Below are 15,787 nucleotides of genomic sequence, written 5' to 3'. Positions count from 1 at the left end.
CTTATTTAGAAAAACGATTCGAGATTTGTTGTTTTTCATCCCCCCATAAATAAAAAAAGATTAGTAGTGATGTGCTCAAGAACCCCATTACAAGGGCATATGTGCTGAGGGCCACATCCACTTGACTTTGTATAGCATAAATGAAAATAACTCCTAGTGTTAACAAATTTCCGATAATAAGAGATACAAAATGAAATCGTCTATTCAGAGTAAGCCCTCCTATTTACAGTTTACATGCCCTCAAAAATGAAAACATGCTTCAATTATCTCATAATTCAGAACTTTATCCAATGTTTTTTCATTTATCGTAATTAAAACACAAATCAACGCTCGTTATGTGATGAACCACAATATAATAATAGATTCTGAATTAGTTATAAATTGATGGAATTATAGAAAAATTATTGCTATTTAGTTTGTTTTAGATTTAAAGATGGTAAAATACTAATAAGATTTTTCTTTTGTGAAGGTGAGGATTTATATAGTGATCAATCAATTTGATGAGCAAGTTCAACAGATTAATGAATTTTTTATAAATGGTCATGTGAAAGAAAGCTATCAATTAGCCAAATCACTTTTAGCTAATAGTGCGTTTTCAGAACATGTATCATGTTCAACTATTCAACAGCATGTCGCCTTGTTGGAAGCGAATGGATATGCAAATATGCCTATTCCTACTGCTGAAAAAATGAAGCAAAGTGTTGAACGAACAGATGGCTCTTATCCAGAGCTTGATGTACTCACTGCATACATAAGAAGTGAGGATGAAAAGCAATTTGGTAAAGTAGTAGATGAATTGTTGGCTGGATCGGCCGAGGTACAAGCGAATGCATACTATACAATGGCCGAATATTTTGCTCTTGCTAAGGAGCATAACAAAGCACTTGTGCAATATGCGGAAGCGATAAAACTCCAACCAAATAAAGCACTTTACTGGGGAGCTTTCGCACAGTTTTTGAGCCGTAATGAAGGCAGTCCGTACTTGGCGCTACGTCTTATTGAAGAGGCAATTCAACTAGATAGTATGAACCCTCGCTGGTACTATATTCAAGGGAATATTTTTTTACAGCTTGTCGCAGCTACAAGAAATTTAAGCTATTTACCTGCTCTAGAAGAAGCTTGGGAAAAGGCTAAGAAACGTTGCTCAAATAAACAGATTTCATTAAAAGTGGACATTGCGAAATCGAATGACGTGCTGTCACAATGGAAAAAACAAATGCTATAAGAGGGATGAGAAGAGAAGTTGTCCTAAAAGTTGCATGCTTAAAAAATAGATTTATTGAAGTAAAGGTACAATTCAAGCCTGTTAGGTGGATTTACTGTAACGGGTGGGGAAATGATTATTAAATATCAATAGAAATAGCGTAATTAGATAATAAACAAGGTAGAGATTGATCATGAAACCTTTGCCTTGTTTATTATTATTTAATTGAATCATATCAAATATGTCTACTGATGAAAATTCAGCTCTTTGTTCAGCAGTATTTTGGTAAAGCTGATGGCAGTTCCAGAAGAATTGGATTATACAATTCAAGGTCAGCTAAACCCTAAAAATGTCTATGTTCTTACGGATGTAACCTGTGGAAGTTCGGGTGATACATTTTTACAGAATGTTAAGAAATCACCAAAAGTTACCGTAGTTGGACGCCCTACAATGGAATTATGGACTTCTTTAATGTCGTAACTGTAGATTATGACCATTACGAATTTGTTTATAGCATTTCTAAAATGCATGAAAAATATCATTACAATGATACAGGCGTAAAGCCACATTCTGTATACATTGGACATCACAACATTTACATGAAGATATTGATCTCAATTATGTTTTACGTTTATGTCATCAAAATCAAGAAAAATCACTTTAAGGAGATTGCGATATGTGTTACACAATAAAAAGAATTTATCCACCCGAATTAAAGGAGGTTGCCCATTTTATTGCACAGCTAAATATCGAAGAACAACATAACATTGGGTATTGTGGTCAAAATGAACAAGAACTATTGAGTACATTACAGGAAGATTTTATCGATGGTGAATTTACATCGATTGTAGCTGCTTACGATAATGAACATATGCAAGCACTTATTGGATTAGACATAGACGGCGATTCAACTGAAGTGTGGGGACCATTTTCTATAAATGAAGATTTGCACATTGCAGCAGATATATCCACAAATTTCGAACTTTTATTTCTTCATTAATGAGCTGAATACACGACAGTTAGCATTTCTGGGGCAAATAAACGCCAATAAAACAGGTGAGCATTTATTACTTGGAGTTTCGAAAGATTCTTTTGAAAATGTAGTTGCTATTACTAGTCGTTATTATAAAACATCTGACTATGAGCAATTTAAAAAGATTCATTCAAATGCATTTTTAAAAACGTATTACGATGCAGATACAATTTTAAATAGAGTTCAATTAAATAAAGAAAATGTTTTAAGAATTATGGAAATGGATGGGGTCGTTCAAGGATATGCTTATTTTGAGATGGACTTAACGGCAAAAGAAGCCCATTTAGAATATATAGCTATCAATCCTGAATACAGAGGCAACGGAATAGGCACCAAGCTACTAAAAGAAGTTTTAACAGAAATGTTTCGATTTGATGAAATCACTCAAATAACATTAAATGTAAATAATCAAAATGATCAGGCAAATCAAGTTTATTTTAAAGCTGGATTTAAAAAGAAAGCGACTTTATGGAGTTATTGTTTAAAGAAATAAAGTGAATTTTTAAAGTCTAAGTCGAAATTAATAGTAGCATAAGATTTTCGAGCTTTGAGCAAGTTTTAAAACTTCTCCCTGACTTTGTTACGTTGGAGATAGTTGGATTTGGAAGATTCGTTTCAAAAAGAACCCCATAGAACATTGTCACGACAACGTTCTATGGGGGTTCTATAATAGGACAAATTCAATGGAACAGTGATTTAGCCACAAAATATCAAGTTCCAGGAAATGTCTCCGGAGCACTCTGGGGTCAAGGACTTTAATCTTAAAAGATCTGTTCCTAACTGATGGCCATTGCGTTATTTGAATACGGGCTTACTAATGAACTTCCATGTTATCTATTGTAAGTAGTTAATCATACATATGCCAATAGTAAAAAAACAATCAAATCGATGCCGAAAGTTATAGGTAAACTCAAATGAAATCAATATAACACTTTTATATAAATTGGATATTCAAACTAAATAGTTGAAAGGGTTGGTGTAAATGTGTTGGTAAATATATCGCTAAGAAATTGGCAAAGATATACTTAATTTTATTTTAGGCAAGGATATACTTAAAAAGTAATTACGTTATCAAATTTGTGCCGTAAAGTATAAAATTTGTATTTGGAAATTTAAGGTTTATCGAGAAAAATGGTTGAATTTGAATGGGATCAAATAATTTGAGAAGATACCGATTCATCCCTTATATGAATTTACTGTTTACTTTACTGAACGTTTATTCCTATTAGAAAACCGTTCGTTTTATAAACCTATATTTGAATAACATCAAAAGCAAGGAGGCAAGCTCCTCAGCCACCACAAGCGATTTTGTTCGAGCTCGCGCAGAGGCAAGGCGGTGGAGTCTGGAAAAAGAATCCCTTGTAGAAAGTAATCCTCATGCAATAGATTTTATTATTTCTTAAAGCATAAAAAAAGCGTAAAAGCTTATGCCCTTACACCCTTACGCTTTTTGTATGAATAATTATTTACTTTCTTCTGTTGATGTATCTGCATCTTCAGACGTTGTATCTGATTCAGTTGGTGTTTTAGTAGCAGCTAAAAACTTATCAAATGCTGTTTTTATATCTTTATCTTTAATCTTGATATCAGCATCTTTCATCATTTTCGATATTTTTGTTAATATCTTTGAAGTATCCGCTTTTGCTAGCTTTAATTGCTTTTCAATCTCGGCTTTTTTATCTTCGTATGATTCTTTGATCTCACGCTTGTCCGTCACTTCGATGATATGATAGCCAAAGCTAGATTGAATTGGATCGCTGATAACATTTTTCTCCAATGCGAAAGCACCTTTTAAAAACTGTTGATCCATTTTAGTTGCTTTATTAAACCAACCTAAATCCCCACCAGTTGTTTGTGCTGATTGTTCAATAGAATACTTTTTTGCAACTTCTACAAAAACTTTTCCAGATTCAAGTTCCGCTTTCACCTTTTTAGCAGTCTCTTCATCTTTTACTACTATATGACGAGCTTGGATTTCATTTTTGATATTTTCGAATTCAGCTTTAATTTCATCTTCTGTTACTTCCACATCTTCAATTAATGCCTTTTCTTGCATCAAATTAAGTTCTAGGTTTTTTTTGTACGAAGATTCTGTATAACCTCGTTGTGCAATGAAGGTTTCGAAGTTATCGCCAAATTGCTTTTTGTCAGCTTCTAATTGAGCGTTTACTTCATCTTCGGTCACTTTATATTTCGCTGATAGTACTTTTTTAATCATTAGAAGTTGAAATGCTTGATCTCCCATAGATGCTTTCATTCCTCATATAAATCATTTTGAGTGATATCACCAACTTTAGAAGTAGCGATTACTTCGTCATTAGTTGCTGAATCATTACTACAAGCGCCTAATGCAAGAACTGATGCTGCAAGTGTGAATGTTAATACTGTTTTTTTCATGGAATTCTCTCCTAACTTCTTGTTGTTGCAGTTGTATAACAAAAACCTAGCTAATTATACTTCAGGACAACCATTTAAAATTACCAAAAATTATACGATTTTACATCCGAAAAGGTTTCTTATAAAAGATATTTTAAGGTTATTTTAAGATTACGGGGTTAGGGAAAGTTCAAAAGTTTAATAGCAGAGGAATCTTGATGGATGAGAATTCTAAGACTGGATGGCAACACATTGACAAAAAGGCATGTGTCAGGAACTGCTGCTACAAAAGGAACAACACTATTTTCATCGCTAATTATTCCAGTGAAGTGAATCCTACAATTAACTTCGAGACAGATACAATATGTTTCTAGAGATCTCGTCTGTTTATTGACATAATGGGGATTTTATTTTGTTCGATGCCTACAATTGATTAAAATTGTAGGCATTTATTTATTTGATTTTCTACATAATGAACTGACTTGTTGTCTATTGTAAATCGTTAATCATACATGTGCCAAAAGTAAAAAAATTGATCAAAACAATGCCAAGAGTTATAGGTAAATTCAATTGAAATCAATATAACAATTTTAAATACATTGGGTATTAAAACCAAGTAGCTTGAGAGGGTTGGTATTACTGTGTTGGCAAATATACCGTTAAGAAATTGGCGAAGATATACTTAAAATCACAAAATTGAAGACCCCATCTTAAGTTTAGTTCTACGCTTTGAGCTCGGTGTACTATAAAGCTCCACAAAAATTACTTAAAAGCATCAAAAAAGTGAATAGCAATTGGAATAGGTTTCCCAAAAACATCATACAAATAATTAATAAAAAAATAGTATGGAAATGAATAAATATTAGTATAATGTTCTATTTATGTATTTTTATGCTATAATACAACTATAAACGGACGTATGAAACATATTCTATTGCATGAAAGAAGTGTTTATTTGAGTTTATATGTAGCGTATGTGTTGGTAGGACTTGCGATCGCCATGCCTGTTGGGGCCATTACTGTAGAAATGACAAAGCAAGGACTAAAAAATGGATTTATGCATGGTTGGGCTGTCGGACTTGGCGGTATGACAATTGATATTGTATTGGTTTTTGCATTGTATATGGGACTAGCTTCCATTTTAGCAATGCCTATCATTCAAATCCCTATGTGGATTATTGGAGCTGGATTTTTATTCCTTTTAGGACTAGATTCTATTAAAAATGCTGATCATGATATTACGCTTGCAGGAGAGAAAGTGACAAAATCATTTTTTACTTCTTATTGTAATGGTTTACTAGTTGCAATTTCACCTGGAAATCTAGTATTCTGGGTTAATGTTTTTGGTGTTGTACTAGCCAAATCATATGGGCAAGGGGAGTCATCGAACTTTCTAGTGATTGCTGCAGGTGTTCTGAGTGGCATATTGTTACATGATATAAGCTTGATGGCCATTGTTTCGGTTACCCGAAAAGCGATGAGTCGTAAAGTCATTAAGTCGCTAACAATGGTAGCGGGCGTACTACTAATTGGATTTGCTGGATATTTTATTTATGAATTTATACAAGCTATTAAGAGCTATATATGAGAAAGGTGCGATCCCTAAAGATCGCGCTTTTTCATATTTCTCGTATAAACGGACAGTAATGAAGAAGACCCCACTGAGTAAAGTCTCACTATGCCGAAATCTCGGTTTTTTCATGGATACAAGCTAAAATTTCTTCTGCTACTTGATGTGCTAAAGAAAGTTCAGAAGTGAATCCTACACATGAACAATTCATTTCCCCTAAAATATAGCAATCTTCTCCAGCTTCATTTGTATCAAGCATGAAATCGGCCGTCCATATGAGTGGTAATTCATAATAACCCAGTAAACTAGTTACGAGTGGTAGTTGCGTTAAAAAGTTTTGGACGAGCTCTTCCCAGTCATCTGGTGCGTCATAGCGATTGTGCACCAGAGAATAATGTTGCACTAAATGCGTCCTCGGAATCCACTGGTTTTTTATGTATTACGTGAATGGGTTTATCACGTAACATAAATAAGCGAATTTCGCCTTCAGTAATACGAGGAAGGAATGGCATATCAATTAGCATGCCATTCGGACCTGTAATATATTGCTCACAGAACGTCATGAAATCGCTAAGCTTCCAATATTCCACATGATTATCTTTCGCCTCTGTACATTTAATCTCCGCATCAAGTGGCACTTCGGTAATTCCTTCAACAATGGGTTCAACCAACTTAACTCGCCAAATACCTTCGCCCGTTGAGCCACGATTTTGTTTTAGGACGCGTTCAGTCATAGCAAGGGAGGTAGGGAATTGAGCTTTAAATGCTTCTGATGTATAGTAAGCGAATGTATCATTAGGTACTAAATTTGTAGAGGACAGCTTTGACAATACATCTTTAGATCCATAGCCAATCATCGCATCTGGGTGTGGCATACCGATGACACCCGCATTGCATAGCTCACGCAACATATCAAAATACTCTTGTTCATGCTGTAAGTTTCCTGGATTAATACGTGAGACATAAGCAATACCTTGCTTTTTGACATAATTAAAAATTTCTTCTTTTTTCGTAACATCAAAAAAGATGACCTCTGCATCCTGTCCACGTTGTTTTAGCGCACTCACCATCGGCATTGTATCCGTTCGATAGCCGTCAAGTCCCTTATCTGTGCCGCCACGAACCTCGAAAAAAATAACCTTTTTATCCATAAAAATACCCCCCTTTTTTAATGATTGAAGATATTTTCAGTATAATGTACAGAAGAGGGGGAAGATGTATTAAATATGTAAATTTTATATAATTATTCATAGTTTATCGGATCGGTTAAAAGTGTTTATGACTAATAAATTTAGATTTATCTTATTTTAGTTAAGTCTTCCTATGATTGTTTTCTCTGAAAAACTGTAAGATATAAAATCATGCAGAGAATAAGGATTGTCCCAATAAATTGAAAACCTCCAAAGGTAATTTTAAGCCAAAGTACACTTGTTATAACTGCTGTTAGGGGCTCTAGACTACCAAGTAAACTAGTCTCTTTAGGCGATAAATAATTCAAACTAGCAATATAAAACCAAAATGCTAGCATTGTCCCAAATATAACGATAAACAAAAAATAAGCGATAGTCGACAATGCCCAGTTTGACACGTCAATTTGCCATGGCTGATGGAAGAGGCTCATTACAATCCCGCCAATAAGCATTGACCAGCCTACAACTAATAATGAATGAAATTGCTGTAAAAGTGGGACTGCATATAACGTATAAAAAGCGGCCGAAAGACCAGATAAAATCCCCCAAAACACGGCCATCGCTGGTACAGAAAGTGTAGACAACGAGCCATTTGTTAGTAATAAAAAAGTACCAACAAGTGTAAAAGTTACAGCGATTCCATCCTGCCTTGTCAATTGACTGTGCTTCGTTATTAAATAATAGGCCATAATAAAAAGTGGTGCTAAATATTGCAATAAAGTCGCAACAGCCGAGTTACCTATAGCAATTGACATCATATAAGTATATTGAACAGCTAGCATTCCTAACAAACTAAATAAAATTTGTCTAAAAGCATTTTGCTTTGTACGCCACATTACAAAAATAGACTCTTTGCGATGTGTAAGTTTATAGGCAGTAATAAGCAATAGGCCAGCTACAAGAAGACGACTGGAAACGAGCCAGCCAACCTCTATATTCTCCTGCTGAAAAAGCTTTTGAGCGACGGTACCACCAATACCCCAAAAACTTGCTCCTAGAATGACAAGCATAAAACCAAGCGTACGATTTTTCTGTGCTGATTGATTCAACTTAAAACATCTCCTAAACTATCAATATAAAGAAATTATAAAGAATGTTTGACATAAAAAATATCGATTTAAATGGTTGATAATATCAATATATTGAGGTGAGCTAAGTAGTGGTGTTAACACATATTAAAATTGCGAAGGATTTACAAGAACTTACGTTACATGGGACGAAGGAATTTCCAGTTGCACTATATGAGACGGTTTTGCAATTAGATAGTTTAGATTTTTTACCGTTACATTGGCATAAGGAAATTCAATTTGTCTATGTGAAAAGTGGTCGTGTGGAATATCGTGTAGGAGCGGATGTTTTTGTACTTGAGGCGGGGGCGGGACTATTTGTCAATGCATCAGGCTTACATGAAGCAAAGCCTTTTCAAGTAGAACAGGCTACAATCTTGTGTATTAACGTGGACCCGTTGCTATTAGGCGGACATAAGGATAGTATTTTTGCCACTAAATATGTACTACCTTATATAACGAACAATAGATTGCCTTATGTAAAGCTTTCTGGCCAATTGGCGCAAAAAGTAGACATCGTGGCCAAATTACTACAAGAACAAGCCGTTTTTTATGAGCTAAAGGTATGGAGAGAGCTATTAGTCATTTGGGAAACTATTTTGTCACAATCAATGCTAACAGAAGAAATACTGGATCCAGCAATTATTGTCCAGCATGAACGAGCGAAAGTTATGCTTGATTATTTACATACTCATTATCAGGAAAAGATATCTTTAGAAAGTTTAGCTTCACATGTTTTTTTAAGTCGTGCAGAATGTAGTCGCTTTTTCAAAAAAATGGTCGGAATGACACCATTCACATATTTACTACACTATCGTCTTCGTAAAAGTTTGGAGCTATTACGTGATAGTGAGCAATCCATAACTACAATTGCTACAACTACAGGCTTCAGTACAGTAAGTTACTATATTGAAAAATTTAAAAAATATACAGGACACTCCCCATATGTTTATCGTAAACAGTTTTTTGAAAAAGGATAGTATAGCATAATTGCTCAAAGCAAGAGGATATCCGCGGAAGAGACCTGCGAAATAGGAGCGAAATTCCGCGCTTGCAATTAATCGCTCCATTTAGAAATGATTGGAATAGACTGCGCTGTATACGGTTGGGCGTATTGACAATAAAAACCATGTGTAATAAAGTAAAGTTAATAGTAAAGATACCTTTACTATTAACTTCGCTTAAAGGAATGAATGAGTTATGGCAAATGATGAAGAACTTATCTATAGGCTTGTGGAAGAAATAAATGAAGCTATTTATTCGATGGATAGTCATTTCATAAAGCTACACCAAAATTTAATAAGTGATGAATTATCCCCTAAACAAATAATTCTTTTAGATTTTATTAAAAAAAATAGTCAAGTGACGATTGGACAGATTGCAAGTTATATGAATATAACGTCTAGTGCTGTGGGACAGCTGGTTAGTAAACTTGAAGAGAGGCATTATGTATCTCGGAGCATTAATCCTGAAAACCGACGTGAAATATTTGTAAGTCTCGATACATCAGGCATTAAGTATTTTGAAAGAGAGGAAGAAATAAAACGATTTATTATTTCGAGATACTATTCAAAGCTTGAGTTAAGTGAGATTGTGCAATTAAAAGAGGTTGTTCAAAAGCTTAATCAAATTGTATTAAAGGAAGGAATTATACATGAAATAAATGATATTTTGAAAAAGGGAGAGATTTGACATGGTTGCATTAAAGAAAAAGCAAAATCTATGGCTAGCATTTTTGTTAGTCTTACTTGCTAGTAATTACACGCTTTATAACACTGGTTTTGGTTTATCGATTTTACCTTCTGAAACAAATGGAGTTGTTATTGGCTCATTACTTGATTTTGTTCTTGTTATGCCTGTTTTATTTCTGCTGTATAAAGGAAAATTTTCAATAAAACAAGCGATTATTTTAGCAGCGGCAGGTTGTATTGCAGCTCGTTTTATTATACCAATAGAACATCTGCAACCATTTGTTGCAGTGACTTGGACTGGGTTTGCGATTGAAGGTACGCTTATATTATTTGAAATTTTACTAGTTGCAACGCTTGTTCGTTATATGCCGAGAATTCTAGCGGATGTACGATCAACTACTTTACCCGATTTGTTTTCATTTCCAAAAGCAGTTGAAAAACATGCACCGAAGCATCCTATTATTCAAGTGTTTTGCGCAGATTTTGTAGTATTTTACTACGCTTTTGCAAGTTGGAAGAGAAAAGAGCGACCTGGGTTAACCTTGCATAGAAATTCGAGTTATATTGCCTTTATCATTATGCTAATCCATGGAATAGCCATTGAAACAATAGGGATTCATTGGTGGCTTCATGAGAAATCACTTGTTCTTTCTATTCTATTGCTTATTTTAAATATATACTCTGTCCTCTTTTTTATAGCGGATATGCAGGCTATTCGTTTAAATCCTGTTCATGTAACATCGGATAAAGTGTATTTGTCATTAGGGTTGATGAAACGAGCAGAAATTCGCTTCGATCAGATTGAAGAGCTTGTTGAGGATAAGGAACAGTTGGAAGGAAAGTTAGCTAAAGATACAATTGATTTTATAGCGCGTGATTTTGAAGCGGTATATCCACAGTTTATATTAAAAATGAAGGAGCCTGTGGAAGTGACTTTTATGTTGGGGCTTAAAAAACGTTATAACAAAGTAGCCATTAAAGCCGACCAAGCACAGGAATTTAGAAAAATGCTTCTACAAGGAATGGAGGATAATGGATAATAAACATCAGGTGCTAGCAAACTAAGCTGGCACCTGTTTATAATCAAAAAAATGGACATCAAGATAACGCTTTAAGAAAAATACTTATCAATTTCAAATAAATAAAAGTTTATCCTACAATCATATACTAATTGTGTTCGTTAGTTTGATATTTAATATACCTTAGTTTTGGTTCCAATCTCTTTTTAACAATGAAAAGGAATAATGGTCATAAGATTTTCCCTTAAATAAATGCTTATCTCTATATATTCCTTCATTTACAAATCCTAATTTTTCCAACAATTTCATAGAGTTCATATTATCTAAAGCAACATAAGCATTAACTCTATTCAATTTCATATGATTAAAGCCACTATCAATTGCACTAGCTAAAGCCTCTTTCATATATCCCTGTCCCCAATATTCATGCCATAAATCATAGCCTATTTCTGCAATATTGTTCATTCTGTCCCAATTATCATATCCACAGGTTCCAATTGGTTCTTGGTTATCACCTTTTTTGACTAATACCCAACGATTATGTCCCTTTTCTTCTGGATCTTTATTCCATTCAACAAACTCTATTGCATCATTTCTACTTATAAATAATTCTTCATCATATAAAAATTCGCATACTTTTTCATCACTAAAAAGCCTATAAATAAAATCGACATCCTCAATATTTACATTTCGCAATAACAACCTATCTGTTTCTATATTCGGAAATTTTTTATGTTCAATCATTTTAACGACTCCTAATCATTTATTAAATTTATCCTCCCCAGATAACTGAATAAGATTTTCATTCCTCTTGTAAGATTGCATAATAAAACTCATCCCACCATTCGTTTCCATGTGGTATAAACCTTTTAACGTTTTGAGCCTTAAATTACAAGACTAATAATAAAAATAATAAGGATACATAATAACGGAAGATCTACAAATCCCTTAAGTAATCGCCTGCTAGCTGCATGAATTTGTTCATTGGATACTTGAAAGATTGACCAAATTTTGTGCTCTAAAATTTGCTGGATTACCGATTGCATCATTGACCTTAAAGTGAAATAAAGAATTCCAAGCATAATCATTTTCGCCCATGCTGGCACAATAATGATGAGCCCAATACCACTCAATAAAAAACGAAGATAGCCAAAGAGATATTGTTTTTGGCGAAGCATCGTTTTGCATACTAATTCCTCTATTAAATAATCGGAACGTCGAAACATTCGCTTAGAATTTTTCCATAGTAGGCGAGGCTTTTTTAATTTCGGTACAAGTTGACTTCGAAGCTCAGGAGCAATTTGGAATAAAAGACTTTGCCATTTATAAAATGCTACTTGATCGAGCTCCACTTGTTGATCAAAAAACTTAGTGCTATAGACATAATGTTTATTATAATAGCTAATGCAATAAGCAAGAAGAATTAGATAAATAAGTGAAGTAATAATAGGTACATACAAAAAGCAAACTGTACCGAGAATGCACATAAACATGTTGCTTACTAGTTGCTGCCATTTACGAAGCTTTAATTGGAAAAGTAACTTCATAAAATTAGTCGTAAATAGTAGCAGTAGTAAAGAAAGCAATTCCAATATTGTTATTTGATGAACGATTATAAAGACGGGTGATAATAAAGCAAGGCCAGTACCTAGTAAAATTAGGTGTTTACTTAACGTCCAATAAAGGCCAGCTCGTTTTAAGCGTATCATTTGTTTTCGGTTTTGGATTAAAAAAAGACGATCGGCTCGCTGCAAATATGTACGAATAGTTCCAATACGTGTAATAATAAATAACAGTACGATAAACAAAACTAGCGGCATATGTACGATCCAAGATGTACTTATATTTAAAATAAAGTCTTTATAAAGGAAAAAGCCAATGACGAGAGCAGGCACAACAACATATAAGGCGACTGTCCAATCGATAACGCTTGCCAGTATCTTAACATTTTGGGAGCGCTCTAATTTTCTTCGGTGCTGCAATATTTTAGTCATGGCGATTTTCCTCAAGCAGTGTGTCGAAAATATCAAGAAGAGACGCTTCGTTCTGTTTCACCGCTAAACGTAGCGATGCGAGTGTACCTTGCTGTAAAATTCGCCCATGATCAATCAAGATGAAACGATCACATATTTTCTCTGCTGTATCGAGTGCATGTGTACTCATTAAAATGGCGGCACCTTGGGCTTTTAATTCTTCTAAAATCGTTAAGAGCTTCCGCATTGCCTGTGGATCTAAACCCATAAATGGTTCATCTAAAATATAGGTAGAATGCTTATCAAGAAAAGCTAAAATAAGCATCACTTTTTGCTGCATACCTTTGGAAAAAGTTGTTGGATAATCGTGTAGCTTATGGTCCAGTTGGAAAATTTTCAGTAATTCATTCGCACGTTTTGTTAAAGAATTCTCCTTACCACCTACACGCATATAAAAATCAATATGCTCCCACAATGTAAAATACTCATACAAAATAGGTCTTTCTGGTACGTAGCCATACGTTCCTATAGTCACATGACCATCCACTATTGGTAGTACACCCATCATTGCTTGTAATGTTGTACTTTTTCCTGCCCCATTGGAACCGATTAATCCAACGAGCTCACCACTATTTACTTGAAATTGAATGTTTGAAATAACGACTTCTTTTTCTAAATAGCCGCCTTTATGTATGTTAATTTCTATTGTCTTTCACTTCCTCTCTTTGTTTATTTACGAACAGGAGAGGAAAATGTTTCAAGTTTTGACCTATTATTTTTTGGAAAAATAACATATGAGATGCTAGTTGCGGCATCAATCCCAAGTACAATTCGCCCCTATTTCATTATTTGAAATAGGGGCGAGGTATCAGAATTTGAACCACGAAAAGAGACATGGCATACAATAATCCAGCACCAATTATAAAGGCGCCATAAGCATTTTCATTTCATGCTTACCTTTTTTTACTCCAGTTAATGGCTCATTTTTTTGACCAGATTTTAAAAACCATTTTTGGAATTTTTCATCGGCCCATGTAATCATTGTTTTACCAAAAGCTATAGAGACACCAATATAAATCACCGCTATTCCGTGAGATGTAGACGCAGGAGTACCAGCTTTTAAATCCATAGCAGTAAGGATGACAAGTAACAAATCAATAACAGGTGTTAATGCAAAAAAGAAAATGCTCAGTTTCGGTATTTTAAAAAAACATTTCTGCAAATAAGCCCAATAATAATAACAATCCAAAAGGTAATTTCCGCAGTAATAATCCATGCAATCATTAAAAACCTTCAAACGTATTCAACATATGTCTGTTGAAAAACGCCACACATTATTAATTATTACAAGTTTATTAAAATAGATTTATGCCAAAAATAGTGAATGCTGGGGAAAGAAAGGTGACTATTGCAAGTGGAGACCATTTAAATGCATTTTTCGATGGTCTTTAGCTTCATGTCGTAATGGGCTTAGTACCGATGGATAAGGGGAAAATCCTAGAAAAGGAATTTGAGCAAATTATGAAAGAATAGTCCCTTGCAATTGCTCACCTACTTAATCTAGGTGGGCAATTGCATTTATAACGTCCTCACTCACTGCATCCCAAAAATGTTGCTGTACAGCATCACAATACATATATAGGTCTTTATTTTGGACATGCTCATATAGCTCGGAAATAGCTTCTTTATGAAAAAGAAGTCGATGATTTAATGCCTCCCGTTCTTCCTCGATACAAAACGATTTATACGTATCTGCGAGACGTTCAAGCTTTGCTAACTTTTGTTTAGTTTCCTCGTATTGTGTTTGATGAAAGCGTCCTACTGCTGTAGTCATCGAAATTTTTGCTCGATGCTCTGTATTTAATGTGCGCAATTCTTCCTGACGAATAGCTACTCGATACCAAAATTCGTAGCGAACAGGTAAGTCTTTTAGCTCGTATGTGAGCAAGGATTTTAAAATAAAACTAACATGCTCAAAAGTATCTATAATCCTCTCTGACTCTTTAAAAATACCAAACATACAGCCACCCCCGTTTAGTTTAATACTACGAACGAAGAGTAAAACCCTTTAAATTTTTGATAATATTCGGAGCAGTAAAAATAAAAGTTAATAAATTTGGTTGGTATAAATATAGATAGATTTAATTGTGGGTTATAAAATAAAAATCTTGCTACACAATACTAATGTAACAAGACTTTTAAAGTTGTTTAATAGATTTAAATTGATGTTATATGTTGAGGTTTAGCTTTCTTGAATATATCCACTAACAACAAAAACTATAATATCCCATTTCTATTAGAATAGGTTGCAAAAGAAGCCCATGTTGAATTGGTAAACTGGGCGATCCATGGGGCAAGAAACATGCTAGGTAGCATATTGATAAAATGCCACTTCAGACATGCATGAACAACCCAAGTCCAATTCCCGAAAATCTCTTGCTGGATAGGAAGGAAAAAACCTCCCCACATGACTTCATCACTTAGCATAGCAAAGGTGTAAGGGAATAAATATGATTATCATTTTCTAATTCCTATAAAGTGTAACACCAAAAAATTCAGACGGAGGTAATTCCACATTCCTAGTCGGATCAAAAATCAATCAATAATATTAACCTACTAACACTAGTTTTTACCTCAAGGTAAGAGTCCAGTGTTTTATTATTG

General features: G+C 34.2%; 16 protein-coding genes and 1 pseudogene. 8 read left to right on the top strand and 9 right to left on the bottom strand.

Going from position 1 to position 15,787, the window contains the following annotated elements; all coding sequences use genetic code 11:
- Positions 1-484 precede the first annotated feature (484 nt).
- The 4 genes from AC3WSO_RS15655 to AC3WSO_RS15640 all read left to right on the top strand — a co-directional run bounded on the left by AC3WSO_RS15655 (position 485) and on the right by AC3WSO_RS15640 (position 2,730).
- Positions 485-1,225 carry a tetratricopeptide repeat protein gene (locus AC3WSO_RS15655; protein WP_492532098.1) on the top strand — a complete coding sequence of 247 codons (741 nt, stop codon included), beginning with the start codon at positions 485-487 and terminating at the stop codon, positions 1,223-1,225.
- Positions 1,226-1,498: 273 nt separating this feature from the next.
- Positions 1,499-1,684, top strand: coding sequence for a hypothetical protein (locus AC3WSO_RS15650; RefSeq protein ID WP_492532097.1), 186 nt, complete (start codon positions 1,499-1,501; stop codon positions 1,682-1,684).
- 196 nt (positions 1,685-1,880) lie between these two features.
- A complete protein-coding gene (locus tag AC3WSO_RS15645; RefSeq protein WP_492532095.1) occupies positions 1,881-2,204 on the top strand; it encodes a hypothetical protein in 324 nt (107 codons plus the stop codon).
- Positions 2,158-2,730 carry a GNAT family N-acetyltransferase gene (locus AC3WSO_RS15640; protein ID WP_492532093.1) on the top strand — a complete coding sequence of 191 codons (573 nt, stop codon included), beginning with the start codon at positions 2,158-2,160 and terminating at the stop codon, positions 2,728-2,730. Before AC3WSO_RS15645 ends, AC3WSO_RS15640 begins: the two co-directional genes overlap by 47 nt.
- 969 nt (positions 2,731-3,699) lie before the next feature.
- Here the strand turns inward: AC3WSO_RS15640 and AC3WSO_RS15635 are convergent.
- Together AC3WSO_RS15635 and AC3WSO_RS15630 are read right to left on the bottom strand one after the other, a co-directional pair.
- Positions 3,700-4,494, bottom strand: a complete 795-nt coding sequence (locus AC3WSO_RS15635) for a peptidylprolyl isomerase (RefSeq protein ID WP_492532091.1) — start codon at positions 4,492-4,494, stop codon at positions 3,700-3,702.
- Positions 4,491-4,634, bottom strand: coding sequence for a hypothetical protein (locus AC3WSO_RS15630; protein ID WP_492532090.1), 144 nt, complete (start codon positions 4,632-4,634; stop codon positions 4,491-4,493). The genes AC3WSO_RS15635 and AC3WSO_RS15630 overlap by 4 nt, the downstream gene beginning before the upstream one ends.
- A gap of 934 nt (positions 4,635-5,568) precedes the next feature.
- Between AC3WSO_RS15630 and AC3WSO_RS15625 the strand changes: the two genes are divergently transcribed.
- On the top strand, positions 5,569-6,201 hold the full coding sequence (locus tag AC3WSO_RS15625; RefSeq protein ID WP_492532088.1) for a LysE family transporter: 633 nt from the start codon (positions 5,569-5,571) through the stop codon (positions 6,199-6,201).
- 88 nt (positions 6,202-6,289) lie between these two features.
- Here the strand turns inward: AC3WSO_RS15625 and AC3WSO_RS15620 are convergent.
- Both AC3WSO_RS15620 and AC3WSO_RS15615 read right to left on the bottom strand, forming a co-directional pair.
- A pseudogene (locus AC3WSO_RS15620) lies at positions 6,290-7,334 on the bottom strand (Cj0069 family protein).
- Between the two features lie 170 nt (positions 7,335-7,504).
- Positions 7,505-8,422, bottom strand: a complete 918-nt coding sequence (locus AC3WSO_RS15615) for an EamA family transporter (protein WP_492532086.1) — start codon at positions 8,420-8,422, stop codon at positions 7,505-7,507.
- 110 nt (positions 8,423-8,532) lie between these two features.
- Here AC3WSO_RS15615 and AC3WSO_RS15610 point away from each other — a divergent pair, with 110 nt between their 5' ends.
- From AC3WSO_RS15610 to AC3WSO_RS15600, 3 genes are all read left to right on the top strand, one after another.
- The gene (locus tag AC3WSO_RS15610) at positions 8,533-9,420 is read left to right on the top strand and encodes an AraC family transcriptional regulator (protein WP_492532084.1); all 888 of its coding nucleotides are present in this window, start codon (positions 8,533-8,535) and stop codon (positions 9,418-9,420) included.
- Between the two features lie 220 nt (positions 9,421-9,640).
- Positions 9,641-10,132 carry a MarR family winged helix-turn-helix transcriptional regulator gene (locus AC3WSO_RS15605; protein WP_492532082.1) on the top strand — a complete coding sequence of 164 codons (492 nt, stop codon included), beginning with the start codon at positions 9,641-9,643 and terminating at the stop codon, positions 10,130-10,132.
- Position 10,133: 1 nt separating this feature from the next.
- Entirely contained in the window at positions 10,134-11,171 is a 1,038-nt protein-coding gene (locus AC3WSO_RS15600; RefSeq protein ID WP_492532080.1) for a beta-carotene 15,15'-monooxygenase, read from the top strand.
- A 162-nt stretch (positions 11,172-11,333) separates the two neighbouring features.
- On the opposite strand, the gene AC3WSO_RS15595 is transcribed toward AC3WSO_RS15600, so the two are convergent.
- The 5 genes from AC3WSO_RS15595 to AC3WSO_RS15575 form a co-directional block, all read right to left on the bottom strand.
- Positions 11,334-11,894, bottom strand: coding sequence for a GNAT family N-acetyltransferase (locus AC3WSO_RS15595; protein ID WP_492532078.1), 561 nt, complete (start codon positions 11,892-11,894; stop codon positions 11,334-11,336).
- 140 nt (positions 11,895-12,034) lie between these two features.
- Positions 12,035-13,144 carry an ABC transporter permease gene (locus AC3WSO_RS15590; protein ID WP_492532076.1) on the bottom strand — a complete coding sequence of 370 codons (1,110 nt, stop codon included), beginning with the start codon at positions 13,142-13,144 and terminating at the stop codon, positions 12,035-12,037.
- Positions 13,137-13,772: an ABC transporter ATP-binding protein gene (locus AC3WSO_RS15585; protein ID WP_492534382.1), complete on the bottom strand. Its 636-nt coding sequence runs from the start codon at positions 13,770-13,772 to the stop codon at positions 13,137-13,139. The genes AC3WSO_RS15590 and AC3WSO_RS15585 overlap by 8 nt, the downstream gene beginning before the upstream one ends.
- Before the next feature lie 270 nt (positions 13,773-14,042).
- Positions 14,043-14,420, bottom strand: a complete 378-nt coding sequence (locus tag AC3WSO_RS15580; protein ID WP_492532074.1) for a hypothetical protein — start codon at positions 14,418-14,420, stop codon at positions 14,043-14,045.
- A gap of 258 nt (positions 14,421-14,678) precedes the next feature.
- Positions 14,679-15,143: a hypothetical protein gene (locus tag AC3WSO_RS15575; protein WP_492532072.1), complete on the bottom strand. Its 465-nt coding sequence runs from the start codon at positions 15,141-15,143 to the stop codon at positions 14,679-14,681.
- Between the last annotated feature and the right edge of the window lie 644 nt (positions 15,144-15,787).

The organism is Lysinibacillus sp. EB106-09-02-XG168 (assembly GCF_058791475.1).
Note: the sequence above shows the minus strand (reverse complement) of the source record. Positions and strands in the feature narration are given on the sequence as shown.

Bases quoted from the DNA above. Each gene is read 5' to 3' on its own strand.
- AC3WSO_RS15650 (WP_492532097.1), top strand. From the start codon at position 1,499: ATGGCAGTTCCAGAAGAATTGGATTATACAATTCAAGGTCAGCTAAAC.
- AC3WSO_RS15645 (WP_492532095.1), top strand. From the start codon at position 1,881: ATGTGTTACACAATAAAAAGAATTTATCCACCCGAATTAAAGGAGGTT.
- AC3WSO_RS15635 (WP_492532091.1), bottom strand. From the start codon at position 4,494: ATGAAAGCATCTATGGGAGATCAAGCATTTCAACTTCTAATGATTAAA.
- AC3WSO_RS15630 (WP_492532090.1), bottom strand. From the start codon at position 4,634: ATGAAAAAAACAGTATTAACATTCACACTTGCAGCATCAGTTCTTGCA.
- AC3WSO_RS15605 (WP_492532082.1), top strand. From the start codon at position 9,641: ATGGCAAATGATGAAGAACTTATCTATAGGCTTGTGGAAGAAATAAAT.
- AC3WSO_RS15600 (WP_492532080.1), top strand. From the start codon at position 10,134: ATGGTTGCATTAAAGAAAAAGCAAAATCTATGGCTAGCATTTTTGTTA.
- AC3WSO_RS15595 (WP_492532078.1), bottom strand. From the start codon at position 11,894: ATGATTGAACATAAAAAATTTCCGAATATAGAAACAGATAGGTTGTTA.
- AC3WSO_RS15590 (WP_492532076.1), bottom strand. From the start codon at position 13,144: ATGACTAAAATATTGCAGCACCGAAGAAAATTAGAGCGCTCCCAAAAT.
- AC3WSO_RS15575 (WP_492532072.1), bottom strand. From the start codon at position 15,143: ATGTTTGGTATTTTTAAAGAGTCAGAGAGGATTATAGATACTTTTGAG.